We start from the raw sequence: 13560 nt of genomic DNA on the forward strand, positions 1-13560 counted from the left end.
AACGCCGGCACCGGAAATTCATGCTCCGCTACGCCTTCAGACGACTGATCTCCTTCGCGCTGGCGCTGGTGGTGGCCAGCCTCGTCGTGTTCTTCAGCCTCGAGGTCGTGCCGGGCGATCCGGCCGCCTACATGCTTGGCATCAACGCGCAGCCCGAGGCGGTGGAGGCGCTTCGGGCCGAGCTGGGGCTCGATCGGGGGCCGGTGCAGCGCTATGTCGAGTGGGCGGGCGGCATGCTGCGCGGGGATTTCGGGATCTCGTATACATATCGCGCGCCGGTGGCAGGGATGGTCGCGGACCGGCTGTGGATCTCGCTGCCGCTGGCGGTTTATGCGCTGGCCTTGTCCACGTTGATCGCCTTTCCGGTCGGCATCCTTGCCGCCGCGCGGCGGGGCAGCGTCGCAGACATGGCGATCATCGGCACGACGCAACTGGGCATCGCCGTGCCGAATTTCTGGTTCGCGATGATCCTTGTGGCGGTGTTCGCGATCAACCTCGGCTGGTTCTCGGCCGGGGGCTTTCCGGGGTGGGAGGCCGGGTTCTGGGGCGGCCTCAAGGCGCTAACCCTGCCGGCCATCGCGCTGGCGCTGCCGCAGGCGAGCATCCTGGCGCGGGTCATGCGCTCGGCGCTGATCGACACGCTGGGCGAGGATTTCGTGCGGACCGCACGGGCCAAGGGTCTTAGCCCCGGGCAGGCGCTGCGGCGGCACGCCTTGCGGAACGCGCTGATCCCGGTGCTGACGATCATCGGCCTGCAGTTCAGCTTTCTGCTGGCGGGCGCGATCATCATCGAGAACGTGTTCTACCTGCCGGGCCTCGGGCGGCTGGTGTTCCAGGCGATCCAGCAGCGCGACCTGATCGTGGTCGAAAGCGTCGTGATGCTGCTGGTGTTCGCGGTGATCTCGGTCACGTTTCTTGTCGACCTGGCCTATGCGGCGGTCGACCCAAGGCTGAGGCGCGGCTGATGCGGGCGCTGGTCACAGGGGGCGTTCTGGCCGGGCTGTTCGTGCTCGCCGCGCTGATCTCGTTCGTCTGGGTGCCGCATGACGTAACGGTGCTGGACATCGCCAACAAGCTGAAGGCGCCGGGCGAGGGCTATGTGCTGGGCACCGACCATTTCGGGCGCGACGTGCTGTCGATGGTCATGGTCGGGGCGCGGGTCTCGATCGCCGTGGCGCTGGTCGCCGTGGGTATCGGCATGGGGCTGGGCGTGCCGTTGGGACTGGCGGCAGCGGCGACGCGCGGCAGCCTGCTGGACGAGGCGATCATGAGGGGGAACGACCTGGTCTTCGCCTTCCCATCGCTGCTGATCGCGATCCTGATCACCGCCGTCTTCGGCCCCTCGGCGCTGAACGCGATCATTGCCATCGGGATTTTCAACGTGCCCGTATTCGCCCGCGTGACGCGCGGCGCGGCGCTGTCGCTGTGGACGCGGGAGTTCATCCTCGCCGCCCGCACTGCCGGCAAGGGTCGGGCGCGGATCAGCGTCGAGCATATCCTGCCCAATATCGCCAACCTGCTGATCGTGCAGGGCACCATCCAGTTCTCGCTGGGCATCCTCGCCGAGGCGGGGCTGAGCTATGTCGGCCTCGGCGCGCAGCCGCCCACGCCCAGCTGGGGCCGGATGCTGGCCGAGGCGCAGACGATGATCAGCTTCGCGCCGCACCTGGCGTTGGTGCCGGGCCTGTCGATCGTGCTGACCGTGCTGGGGCTGAACCTGATGGGCGACGGGCTGCGCGACATCCTTGATCCACGTATCCGCAGGGGGCGCGCATGAGCCTGCTGTCCATCGAGGGGCTGGATCTGGGCATCCACGGCACGCCGATCCTGAAGGGCGTGTCGCTGACGGTCGAGCCGGGGCGGATCCTGGGCGTGATCGGCGAGAGCGGCTCGGGCAAGTCGATGACGGCGTTCTCGGTGATGCGGCTGTTGCCGCGCGGCGCGGCGCTGTCGGGGCGGATCCTGTTCGAGGGGCAGGACCTGGCGCAGGCCTCCGAGGCGCAGATGGGCCGGGTGCGCGGGGCCGAGATCGGCATGGTCTTCCAGGAGCCGATGACCGCGCTGAACCCGCTTCAGACCATCGGCGCGCAGGTGGCCGAGACGCTGCGGCTGCACGACGGGCTGTCCGGGCGCGAGGCGGCGCAGCGGGCGCGGGCGGTGCTGGACCGGGTCGGCCTGCCGGAGCCGGAGTTTCCGCTGGGCCGCTATCCGCATGAGCTGTCCGGCGGGCAGCGGCAGCGCGTGGTGATTGCCATGGCCATCGCCCGGCGTCCCCGGCTGCTGATCGCGGACGAGCCGACGACAGCGCTGGACGTCACCACGCAGGCGCAGATCCTGCGGCTGATCCGCCGGTTGGTGGACGAGGACGGCATGGGCGCGATCTTCATCACCCATGACCTTGGCGTGGTCGCGGACGTGGCCGACAGCGTGGCGATCATGCGCAAGGGCGAGGTGGTCGAGGCCGGCCCGACCGTCGAGGTTTTTGCCGAGATGCGGCATCCCTATACGCGCGCGCTGTTCGAGGCGTCGACGCACCAGCCCTCGCGCAAGCCGCATGCCGCGCCCGAGCCGCTGTTGCAGGTGCAGAACGTGGTGCGGACCTATCCGGGGCGGAGGCAGGGCCTGCTGGCCAGGCGCGGCGAACCGAAGGTCGCGGTGGACGGGGTCAGCTTCGCCCTGCACCGGGGCGAGAGCCTTGGGTTGGTGGGCGAATCCGGCTGCGGCAAGTCCACGCTGACCCGCGCGATCCTGGGGCTGGAGCCGGTTCAGGGCGGGCGCATCGCGCTGGCCGGGCAGGAGGTCGACGCCCACCGGCCCGTGCCGCGCGCGCTGCGGGCGAAGATGCAGGTGGTGTTCCAGGACCCCTACGGCTCGTTCAATCCGCGCCACAAGGTCTCGCGGCTGGTGACCGAGCCGTTTCACCTGCTGGATCAGCCGCCCACCGGCGCCTCGCGCGCCTTTGCGGTGGCCGAGGCGCTGGAGGCGGTGGGCCTGCACGCCTCGGACGCGGACAAGTACATCCACGAGTTCTCGGGCGGGCAGCGGCAGCGGATCGCCATCGCTCGGGCGCTGATCATCCGGCCCGAGCTGATCGTGCTGGACGAGGCGGTCTCGGCGTTGGACGTGCAGGTGCGGGCGCAGATCCTGGACCTGCTGGCGGACCTGACGGGGCTCTATGATCTGTCGTACCTGTTCATCAGTCACGACCTGCACGTGGTGCGGCGGATCACCGACCGGGTGCTGGTGATGCGGGCCGGAAAGATCGTCGAGGAAGGCGCGACCGAGCGGGTGTTCGAAGCGCCCGAACATCCCTATACCCGCGCGCTGCTGGCTGCCGCGCCGGATCTGGCGAAGGCGAGCTAGAGCGAGGACCAGCAGGGCTTGGTGTCACCATCGGCCGGGGTCGCCGCGTAAACGCCGCGCGCGACGGCGCGTGCCAGCACGGTGGCGGCGGCGTGGCCGAGCATCATCACTTCCAGCGGGTCCAGCGCGGGGCGGCTGCCGGTCGAGACGCCGAACACCAGGTCTCCGTCGAAGGGCGTATGGCTGGGGGCGATGGCGCGGGCTAAACCGTCATGCGCGGCGACGGCCAGCCGGGTCGCGCCCGCCTTGTCGAGGGTGGCGTCGGTGGCGACAATGGCGATGGTCGTTGCTTCGCCCAGTTTCGGCAGCTTGGTATCCTCGGGGCTCAGCGGGCGCGGGCGGGTGCCCGGCCCACCGAGCGCGCCGAATTCGTCGCCGACCTCCCATTCCCAGGCGCGGAAGGCGAGGCTTTCGGGGTAGGTCACGCAGCCGACCGGGTTGACCGCGACCAGCGCGCCGACCGTTACCCCGGACGGCAGCGCTATCGAGGCCGAGCCCAGCCCGCCCTTCAGCCGTGCGGTCAACGCGCCGGTGCCCGCTCCCACGGTGCCGATCTCGAACGCCTCGCCAGCTGAGGCGAACGCCGAGCGGCCCAGGGTGGGGTAGGGGCTGTCGTTCCACGTCTTGTCGCCGCCGTTGCCCAGATCGTTCAGGATCGCCGCCGGCACGATCGGCACGGGCAGCGGCGCGCGCACGCCCCGGCCGGCCGCGCGCAGGGCGGCAACCACGCCCGAGGCTGCGTCCAGTCCGAAGGCCGAACCGCCGGAAAGCACCAGCGCATCGACCTGGCTTACCAGCTTGTCCGGGGCCAGCAGGTCCGTCTCGCGCGTGCCGGGGGCGCCGCCGCGCACGTCGACGCCGACCACGAAAGGCGCGTCCGCCGTCAGGCACGTCACGCCGGATTTCAGCGTCGCGTCCTGCGCATTGCCGACCTTCAGGCCGGGCACGTCGGTGATCAGGTTGCGGGGCCCGGTCGTCATATGCAGCGGCCCCCGTCGACCTCCATCGCGACGCCGGTGATCAGCGAGGCCTCGTCCGAGCACAGGAAGCAGGCGGCGTTGCCCAGGTCCTGTGGGGTCGAGAAACGGCCCATCGGGATGGTCGACAGGAACTTCGCGCGCATCTCGGGCGTGTCCTCGCCCATGAAGCTTTTCAGCAGCGGCGTGTCGCCTGCCACCGGGTTCAGCGCGTTGACGCGGATGCCCCATTCGGCCAACTCGATCGCCATCGCGCGGGTCGCGGTGATCATCCAGCCCTTCGAGGCGTTGTACCAGTTCAGGCGGGGTCGTGGGCTGACCCCTGCGGTCGAGGCGATGTTCAGGATCGCCCCCGCGCCCTGCGCTTTCATCCCGGGCACGAAAGCCCGCGCGGTCAGGTAGACCGACTTGGCGTTCACCGCGAGCACCCGGTCGAAATCGGCCTCGGTGACCTCTTCCATCGGGGCGGGCAGATGGGTGATCCCGGCGTTGTTCACAACGATGTCGATGCGGCCCCAGGCGGCCTCGGCCGCGGCGGCCATTGCGTTAACGCTGGCGCCGTCGGCGACGTCGACACGGTGGGCCAGCGCACCCGTTTCCTCGGCCATGGCCTCGGCCGCGTCGCCGTTCAGATCGGCGATCATCACCCGCGCGCCCTCGTCCAGGAACTTGCGCACGATCCCTGCCCCGAACCCCGAGGCACCGCCCGTCACGATGGCGGTCTTGTCCTTCAAACGCATGATATCTCCCTGAAATCAGCCGTGGCGCGCGGCGACGGTCTTGAGCACCGAGAAGCCGTAGAGCGCCTCGAACCCCTTTTCCCGTCCGTGGCCGGATTTGCCGACGCCGCCGAAGGGCAGTTCCACCCCGCCACCCGCGCCGTAATTGTTGAGGAACACCTGTCCCGCCCGCAGTTTCCGGGCCAGCCGCATCTGCCGCGCTCCGTCGCGGGTCCAGACCCCGGCGACCAGCCCATAGTCGGTGCCGTTGGCGATGCGGATCGCCTCGGCCTCGTCGTCGAAGGGCAGCAGGACCTGGACCGGGCCGAAGATCTCTTGCTGGGCCAAGGCGTGGTCGGGGCCGATGCCGTCGATCAGCGTGGGCGGGACATAGTGGCCGCCGGTCGCGCTGTCGGCCAGCGTGCCCCGCGCGACAATGCGGCCGGGGGCAATCCGGTCCAGGAACCCTTCGACGATCTGCTTCTGCCTTGCCGAGACCAGAGGCCCGAGGTCGTGGTCCTCTTCCGCAGGGCCCACGCGAAGCGCGGCGTAGCGCTCGGCCATCCGGTCGCGCACTTCGTCGTAGACCCCGCGCTGCACCAGGATCCGCGAGGCGGCCGAGCACGTCTGACCGGCGTTCTGGATGCCCGCGTTGACGAGGAAGGGCAGCGCCGCGTCGAGGTCGGCGTCGTCGAAGACCAGCTGCGGGGACTTGCCGCCCAGCTCCAGCGTCACCGGCAAGACGTTCGCACCCGCCGCCTGCTGGACCAGTGCGCCGGTGCAGACCGAGCCGGTGAACGAGATGTGGTCGATGCGCGGATGCCCCGCCAGCGCGGCGCCCGCCTCGGCGCCGAGGCCCGGCACCACGTTCAGCGCGCCCGGCGGCAGGCCCGCCTGCTGTGCCAGATGCGCGAAGGCGAGGGCGGTCAGGCAGGCTTCCTCGGCCGGTTTCAGCACGCAGGCATTGCCCATCGCCAGCGCCGCGCCGACCGAGCGGCCGATGATCTGCATCGGGTAGTTCCAGGGGACGATATGGCCGGTGACGCCATGCGGCTCGCGCAGCGTGTAGACGGTGTAGCCGTCCTGGTAGGGGATCGTCTCGCCGGTGATCTTGTCGGCGGCACCGCCGTAGAACTCGCAATAGCGGGCGAGCGCGAGGGCGTCGGCGCGGGCCTGGGTCAGCGGCTTGCCGACATCGCGCGCCTCCATCAGGGCAAGCGCGTCGGCCTGAGCCTCGACCAGGCGGCTCAGGCGGGTCAGGCAGCGGCCGCGTTCGAGCGCGGTCATTGCGCCCCATTCGCCGTCCAGCGCCGCCTGTGCGGCGGCGACGGCCCGGTCGATGTCCTGCCCGGTGCCCCGCGCGATCCGCGCCAGCGGCTGCCCGGTCGAGGGGTTCACATCCTCCAGCGTCTCGGCCGGCTCGACCCAGATGCCGCCGATCAGCATCCGCGTGCTGTCGAAGCCTTGCAGATCGCCCGCCGTACCGTCCATGCCGTTCCTCCCGTCTGTCGTTGCATCCGGGATAAGCCGAGTATCCGGCGGGCGCAATCGCGACGGTCAGTGTTCGGGGCCGATCAGCCTTGCGATATTGTCCTGAAGGGCTGCGGGCGGTTCCTCGACCAGCTTCAGCACCTTTTCGCTTTCGAACATCCCGAGCCGCCCGCTGGCGAGCGTCGCCTGGAACGGCGTGCCCAGACTTTGCACCAGCTCGACCTGCGTCAGCGCGGTGCGCGGCAGCGGCAGGATCTGCCCGACCTCCATCTGTTCGACCGCCGAGAGGGGCAGCGTCACCCGGTGCAGGATGCCGTGCAGCGGCACTTCGGATTCGGCGGCGCTGCGGCGCATGTGCGCGACCCAAAGATCGTTCGGCGCGGTCTGTTCCTGCCCCTCGGCCTCGAGGATTGCGGCGCGCAGCACGTCGAGGATCGACAGCGGAACGATCAGGTCGAACTCGCCCGAGCGCGCCGCCTCGCCGATATCGAGGCTTGTGGTGATCAGCATGACATCCGCCGAATGCGGCGCGATCCGAACGGTGCCGATGTCCTGCTTGTGCCCGGCGACGCGGAACTTCGTGTCCAGGGGCACGCCTAGGCTTTCCTCCACCCCGCGCGAGAAGCTGGCCAGCACGGCGTCGAACACGTCCATGCAGAGCTGCGTGTCGATGGCCGAAAAGCTGCGCGTGGTCGGCAGCGGCGCGACGGTCGCATCGCCCCCCATCCGCATGTCGACGATGTGGTAGACAAGATCCGAGCCGATATTGATCAGCGCCATCCGGTCGGCGCCCGCCGCCTCGACCACGCCGAGCATCGAGGGCACCGGGATCCGCTCTTGCACCTCGGCAAGCTTGGTGACGCGGCAGTCGAGGATCAGCGCGCCGACCGTGGTCTTCAGGATCGGGCGCAGCGCATCCTCCAGCTGGCGGCCGAAATTCTCGCCGATCAGCTCCAGGTCGGGCAGGGGCGAACGCCCGACCCGCCGGGTCGAGAACATCCGCTGAAGTACGCTGCCGTCCGCCATGTGCCGCTCCGTCATTGCGTTCTCATATTGTTCGCGAGGTCTGAACGCGGGGTTAACGGGATCGCTCAAATGCTGTGGAAATTGCCGGGCGCCAGTAACCTGTCGGAAACCGGTTCGGTCGTGAACTTCGCCAAACGGAGGTGCCGGGGCGATCATGGCCGAGGACAGCGAAAGACCGATCATCATCCGCCGCAAGGTGGTCAAGGGCGGCGGCCATCACGGCGGCGCCTGGAAGGTCGCCTATGCGGACTTCGTGACGGCGATGATGGCGTTCTTTCTGCTGATGTGGCTGTTGAACGCCACGACCGAGGACCAGCGCAAGGGACTCGCGGACTACTTCAGCCCGTCGATCCCGGTGCACCGGACCTCGGGTGGCGGCGACGGGCCGTTCGGCGGCGATACGGTACTTTCGGAAGCCATGCTCACTCACAGCCGCGGGGCGCCGTCCGCGCAAACGGTTCAGCGCGAGGGGGGGGCCACGCTCGACGGGATCGCCGAGGCCCTCGTCGCGCGCGGCGGCGAGAGCGATATCGCCGACGACCGATTGCAGCACATCCGCCTGCGCCGCACCGACGAGGGGCTGGTGATCGAGCTGGCGGAACTGCCGGGTGCGCCGCTGTTCGGGGCTGGCGGTGCCACCCCGACGCGCCGACTGGATGATCTGATGGTCCTGGTGGGCGATGTAATCGCCACGGTGATCAACGATATCGCGGTCGACGCCCATGTCGAACAGGCGGCGCTTGCCCGCCCGACCGAGCCCGGGTGGCAACTGACCAGCGACCGTGCGCTGGCCGCACGCACGTCGCTTGCGGGGGCCGGTGTCGCCCCCACCCGATTCGCCCGTGTCAGTGGCGAGGCCGACCGAGCGCCGTCATGGCCGGACCCCCGGGATCTGAGGAATCGCAGGATCGAGGTGATCCTGCTGCACTCGGAAGACTGAACCGATCCCGCCCTTAGCCCGTCGTTAAGACACTGCGGGCAAGGGTGGACCCGAAACCGGCGCCGCGGACAGGCGGGGCCAAGCTACAGGAGTTCGAATGAGTATCTCGTCGTCCCTTACCGCAGGCGTCAGCGGCCTGTCGTCCAACGCCAGCAAGCTTGCGACGATCTCCGACAACATCGCGAACGCCAGCACCTTCGGCTACAAGCGCTCGGACGTCGAGTTCTCGTCGATGGTGATCTCGCAGCGCGCGGGGATGTATTCGGCCGGCGGGGTCCGGGTCAGCACCTATCACGAGGTGGACGCGCAAAGCTCGCTGGTGCCGACGTCGAATGCGACGGACCTGGCGCTGGGCGGGCGCGGCATGCTGCCGGTCACGCCGCTGACGGACGTGGACACCCCCGACGCGAACTTCCCGCTGCAACTGGTCAGCACCGGATCGTTCCGGCCGAACCAGGATGGCTACCTCGTGACGGAAACCGGTCTTGTCCTGATGGGCTGGCCGGCGGATGCCAACGGCGACATCCCCGCCTATCCGCGCGACGGCATCTCGGGGCTGGAGCCGATCGTGACCAACAACATGCAGTACCTCGCCTCGCCCACGACCCAGATCCGACTGGGTGCGAACCTGCCGGCCGAGGCGACGCAGGCCGGTGCGGCGGGCAACCCGCTCGAGATCACGACCGAGTACTATGACAACACCGGCGCCAGCCAGACGCTGGTCTCTACCTTTACGCCGACCGTGCCCGGCGCCGGTCAGTCCAACACCTGGACCCTTTCGGTGACCGACGAGGCGCAGGGCGGCGCAGAGGTTGGCCGTTTCACGATCGTCTTCGATGACAGCCCCGGCAATGGCGGCGAGGTGCTGAGCGTCACGCCTGCGACCGGGACCTATGACGGTGCGACCGGCGTCGCCGGGATCAACGTCGCCAGCGGGCCGATCTCGCTTGAGATCGGCGCGCCCGGGTCTCGCAACGTGCTCACCCAGCTCTCGGCCGAGTTCGCGCCTGCGGGTGTGACCCGGAACGGCGCCGCCGTGGGCACGCTGACCGGCGTGTCGGTGGACGAGAACGGCTTCGTGCACGCGGCCTACGACTCGGGGTTCACGCGGGTGATCTACCAGGTGCCGGTCGCGGATGTGCCGAACCTGAACGGGTTGACGCCGCTGGACAATCAGGCCTTCGCGGTGTCGCCGGAAAGCGGCAGCCTGTTTCTCTGGAACGCCGGTGACGGTCCCACCGGCGAGGTCGTGCCCTTCGCGCGCGAGGAATCCACCGCTGACATCGCCGAGGAGCTGACCCAGCTGATCCAGACCCAGCGGGCCTATTCCTCGAACGCGAAGATCATCCAGACCGTCGACGAGATGCTGCAGGAGACGACAAACCTCAAGCGCTGACACGCGCCTCAATCCGGAGCTGAGCCATGAGCCTGTCCACCGCCCTTACCAACGCGCTCAGCGGGCTGCGTGCCAGCACGCTGGAGGCGGAGCTTGTGTCCAACAACGTCGCGAACGCGCAGACGCCGGGTTACACGAAACGGACCGCCGAGCTGGCCTCGGCGACCGTGGGCAGCACCGGTGCCGGGGTGCGCGTGGCAGGCGTGGCGCTGGTTCAGGACCCTGCGGTTCTGGCCAGCCGCCGCGTGGCCGAGGCAGGGCTGGCATCGAGCGATGTCGCGCTGGATGCGGCCACCCGACTGAGCGACCGTCTGGGCCAGCCAGGCGATCCATCGGCGCTGGCGCAGCTGGCGACGGATTTCAAAACGGCGCTTCAAGGGGCGGCGAACGATCCGACATCAGACACAGCGCTCGACAACGTGGTTCGTGCCGCAAGTCGACTGACGGACGCGATCGGCACGCTCTCGACCGAAACCCAGCGGATGCGGATGACCGCGGACGCAGAGATTGCCGGCCAGGTTCAGTTGGTCAACGACAACCTGCGCGAAATCGAGTCGCTGAATCGCCAGATCCAGATGATCTCGACCGGTGGCGGCGATGCCAGCGCGCTGGTCGATGCCCGGAAGGCCCTGATCGACGAGGTCAACACCATAATCCCGATCCGCGAGGTCCCGCGCGAGAACGGTGCCGTCGCGCTTTACTCGGGGAACGGAGCTACCCTGTTGGACGGAGTGGCCGGGGAGATCGGTTTCGCCGCGACCCCGGTGATCGGTCAGGGCATGAGCGTTGCGAACGGGGACCTGTCGGGCCTCACCCTGAATGGGCGTTCCCTGACGGTCGGTACAGCCGGCGAAACCGGTCTTGCAGATGGCGGATCGCTGGGCGCGCTCTTTACCTTGCGGGATACCACTTTGCCCGCGTTCTCCGGTCAGCTGGACGCGCTGGCGGCGGACCTCGTCACGCGGTTCCAGGACCCGGGTCTCGATCCGAGCCGTGCGGCGGGGGATCCCGGATTGTTCACCGACGCGGGCGCTGCGCTGGCGCCGGGCGCGACCGATGGGCTGGCTGCGCGGCTTGAACTGAATGCGCAGGTCGATCCCGCGACGGGCGGCGCCTCCTGGCGGCTGAGGGACGGGCTTTACGCCGCCGCGCCGGGAGCAGCGGGCGACGGCAGCCTTCTGGCCGCCCTCGATGACGCACTGACCGGGGCCCGGGTGCCCGATGCGACGCTTGGGCTGGCGACCGCCGGATCGTTCGCGCAGATCACCGCCGGGTTCACCGGGCGGATCGCGGGGGAGCAGGCCTCGGCCGAGATCGGGCAAAGTCACGACATGGCGCTCGCCACCGCGCTGCGTAACCAGGAAAGCGCCGGGTCGGGTGTGGACACCGACGAACAGATGCAGCGGCTGTTGCTGATCGAACGCAGCTATGCCGCCAACGCCATGGTGATGTCGACGGTCAACGACATGATCCGCTCTCTGATGGAGATTTGACGATGACGCCACTTCCGCTTTCCGACCTCGCCGCCACCTTGAGGTTGCAGGATCAGGGCCGCACATTGAGAGCGGCTCTCGAGGCTGCTGGAACCGAGCTTACCACCGGGCAGGTGGCGGACATGCGCGCGGCAACCCGCGGCGACCTGGCGCCGGTCTTCGGGATCGACGCGGCGCTTCAGCGCCTCGAGGTGCGCGATCAGGGCCTGTCCCTTGCTTCGGCGCGCAGTGCCGCAGCTCAGCAGTCGCTGGCAACTGTGCAGCAGGCGGCGGGCAATCTGGGACTGGACCTTGGTGCGGCTGTCTCGCGCGGGGATCCGGTTTCGACGTCTGCTTTGCAGGCGACGGCTTCGGGTGTGCTTGAGGCGGTCGTGAATGCGCTGAATACCAGCTTTGGCGGGCGCACCCTGTTCTCCGGCGCGGGACAGGATGGGCCGGCGCTGGCCGGGGCCGGGCAGATAATCGCTGAAGTTGCGAACATTGTCGGTTCAGCAGCCGATGCGGCGTCGGCTGTTGCGGCGGTCGATGCCTGGTTCGATACGCCGGGCGGCGGGTTCGAGACGATCGCCTACCTGGGCTCGACGACGGATGCGGCCGCGGTGGAGATCGCCGACGAAACACGGTTGTCCTATTTGCCCCGGGCCGACGACGCTGCCTTGCGGGATACGATGAAGGCGCTGGCGCTGATAGCCGTGGCGCCGTTTGCTACGACCGCCGGGGACCGGGAAGCTCTGCTCGCTGAAGGGGCGGGCCAGTTGGTGGCTGCGGAACAGGCGGTAACCGGACTGCGTGCGGCGCTTGGTTCTGATGAAGAGCGGATCGCGCAGGCGAAGGAGACGACCGAAGCCGAGCGCAACGCCCTCGCCCGGTCCCGCAACGACCTGGTTGGCGTAGACCAGTACGAGGCCGCCACACGTTTTGCCGAGGTCGAAGGCCAACTGCAATCGCTCTATACCGTGACCGCCCGGCTTTCAGGGCTGAGTCTGACTAACTACCTGCGATGATGCGACGTCTGACATGCATGATGCTTGTGGCGGCGGTCTGCCTACTGGGCGGACTGCCGGCAGTGGCCAGCGAGGCGCGGATCAAGGACCTGGTAGAGTTCGACGGCGTTCGCGGCAACGACCTGGTGGGCTATGGCCTTGTCGTGGGCCTGAACGGTACCGGCGACGGATTGCGGAATGCACCGTTCACCGAAGAAGCGATGGTCAATCTTCTTGAACGCCTCGGCATCAACGTCACCGGCGAGGATTTCCGCGCGCGGAACGTCGCGGCGGTGCTGGTGACAGCCGTGATGCCTCCGTTCGGGCGGGCCGGGTCCAAGATCGACGTGACCGTGTCGACCATCGGCGATTCGACCTCGCTGATGGGGGGGACGCTGATCATGACGCCGCTCAACGCGGCGGATGGGCAGATCTATGCGGTCGCGCAGGGCTCGGTGATCTCGGGCGGGGCGTCGGTCGAGGGCGAGGCGGCCTCGATCACCGAAGGCGTACCGACGTCCGGCACGATACCCTCCGGCGCGCGGATCGAGCGCGAGATCGCCTTTGCCCTCGACGACCTGCATGAGATGCGGCTGGCGCTCAGGAACCCTGATTTCACCACCGCAGCGCGGATCGAGGCGGCGATCAACGCGGTCATGCCCGGTCACGTCGCGCATATGGTCGACAGCGGTACCGTGCGGCTGGATCTGGCCGCAGGCAAGGCGCCGGAAATCGCCCGGCTGATCGCCGAGATCGAGAATATCGAGGTGCGTCCGGACCAGCGGGCCAGGGTCGTCGTGGATCAGCGTTCGGGGACCATCGTGCTGGGCAATGACGTTCGCATCAGCCGGGTAGCGGTGACCCAAGGCAACCTGACGCTGCGTGTCCGCGAGACGCCGGTTGCGCTGCAGCCGAACCCGTTCTCGTCCCGCGGCGAAACCATCGTGCTGCCTCGAACCGATGTAGACCTGGCCGAGGATGACGGCAACCCGGATTTCGCCCTGGTTGGCAACGATGGCGACTCGGTTTCGCTGCCGGAAGTGATCGAGGGGCTGAACGCCCTCGGCGTCAGCCCGCGGGAGATGATCGATATCCTCAAGGCGATAAAGGCGGCAGGCGCGCTACACGCTGATTTCATCGTACAGTGATTGAGTAGGGGGCGGGCGCTTTGT

12 protein-coding genes are annotated in these 13560 nt (G+C 68.6%); 8 read left to right on the forward strand and 4 right to left on the reverse strand.

The window, feature by feature from the left end:
• Positions 1-20 precede the first annotated feature (20 nt).
• Genes ACW9UR_RS19805 through ACW9UR_RS19815 form a run of 3 tightly spaced genes read left to right on the forward strand, consistent with a single transcriptional unit; the run spans position 21 to position 3363 of the window.
• Positions 21-965, forward strand: coding sequence for an ABC transporter permease (locus tag ACW9UR_RS19805; protein WP_458918791.1), 945 nt, complete (start codon positions 21-23; stop codon positions 963-965).
• Positions 965-1777, forward strand: a complete 813-nt coding sequence (locus ACW9UR_RS19810) for an ABC transporter permease (RefSeq protein WP_458918792.1) — start codon at positions 965-967, stop codon at positions 1775-1777. The genes ACW9UR_RS19805 and ACW9UR_RS19810 overlap by 1 nt, the downstream gene beginning before the upstream one ends.
• A complete protein-coding gene (locus ACW9UR_RS19815) occupies positions 1774-3363 on the forward strand; it encodes an ABC transporter ATP-binding protein (RefSeq protein ID WP_458918793.1) in 1590 nt (529 codons plus the stop codon). The genes ACW9UR_RS19810 and ACW9UR_RS19815 overlap by 4 nt, the downstream gene beginning before the upstream one ends.
• Here ACW9UR_RS19815 and ACW9UR_RS19820 read toward each other — a convergent pair.
• The 4 genes from ACW9UR_RS19820 to ACW9UR_RS19835 all read right to left on the reverse strand — a co-directional run bounded on the left by ACW9UR_RS19820 (position 3360) and on the right by ACW9UR_RS19835 (position 7591).
• Positions 3360-4343, reverse strand: a complete 984-nt coding sequence (locus tag ACW9UR_RS19820; RefSeq protein ID WP_458918794.1) for a P1 family peptidase — start codon at positions 4341-4343, stop codon at positions 3360-3362. The genes ACW9UR_RS19815 and ACW9UR_RS19820 overlap by 4 nt on opposite strands.
• A complete protein-coding gene (locus tag ACW9UR_RS19825; RefSeq protein ID WP_458918795.1) occupies positions 4340-5080 on the reverse strand; it encodes an SDR family oxidoreductase in 741 nt (246 codons plus the stop codon). Before ACW9UR_RS19825 ends, ACW9UR_RS19820 begins: the two co-directional genes overlap by 4 nt.
• A gap of 15 nt (positions 5081-5095) precedes the next feature.
• Positions 5096-6550, reverse strand: a complete 1455-nt coding sequence (locus ACW9UR_RS19830) for an aldehyde dehydrogenase family protein (RefSeq protein ID WP_458918796.1) — start codon at positions 6548-6550, stop codon at positions 5096-5098.
• A 66-nt stretch (positions 6551-6616) separates the two neighbouring features.
• The gene (locus ACW9UR_RS19835) at positions 6617-7591 is read right to left on the reverse strand and encodes a flagellar motor switch protein FliM (RefSeq protein ID WP_458918797.1); all 975 of its coding nucleotides are present in this window, start codon (positions 7589-7591) and stop codon (positions 6617-6619) included.
• A gap of 139 nt (positions 7592-7730) precedes the next feature.
• On the opposite strand from ACW9UR_RS19835, the gene ACW9UR_RS19840 reads away from it, so the two are divergent.
• The 5 genes from ACW9UR_RS19840 to ACW9UR_RS19860 all read left to right on the forward strand — a co-directional run bounded on the left by ACW9UR_RS19840 (position 7731) and on the right by ACW9UR_RS19860 (position 13536).
• Positions 7731-8516, forward strand: coding sequence for a flagellar motor protein MotB (locus ACW9UR_RS19840; protein WP_458918798.1), 786 nt, complete (start codon positions 7731-7733; stop codon positions 8514-8516).
• Positions 8517-8613: 97 nt separating this feature from the next.
• Positions 8614-9912 (forward strand): flagellar hook protein FlgE, encoded by a 1299-nt coding sequence (locus tag ACW9UR_RS19845; protein WP_458918799.1) that lies wholly within the window; start codon positions 8614-8616, stop codon positions 9910-9912.
• Between the two features lie 26 nt (positions 9913-9938).
• Positions 9939-11405, forward strand: a complete 1467-nt coding sequence (gene flgK / locus ACW9UR_RS19850) for a flagellar hook-associated protein FlgK (protein WP_458918800.1) — start codon at positions 9939-9941, stop codon at positions 11403-11405.
• 122 nt (positions 11406-11527) lie between these two features.
• Positions 11528-12409 (forward strand): flagellin, encoded by an 882-nt coding sequence (locus ACW9UR_RS19855; protein WP_458918801.1) that lies wholly within the window; start codon positions 11528-11530, stop codon positions 12407-12409.
• A gap of 20 nt (positions 12410-12429) precedes the next feature.
• Positions 12430-13536 carry a flagellar basal body P-ring protein FlgI gene (locus tag ACW9UR_RS19860; protein WP_458918978.1) on the forward strand — a complete coding sequence of 369 codons (1107 nt, stop codon included), beginning with the start codon at positions 12430-12432 and terminating at the stop codon, positions 13534-13536.
• The last annotated feature ends 24 nt before the right edge of the window (positions 13537-13560 follow it).

The sequence above is a fragment of the Halovulum sp. GXIMD14794 genome, from assembly GCF_054457455.1.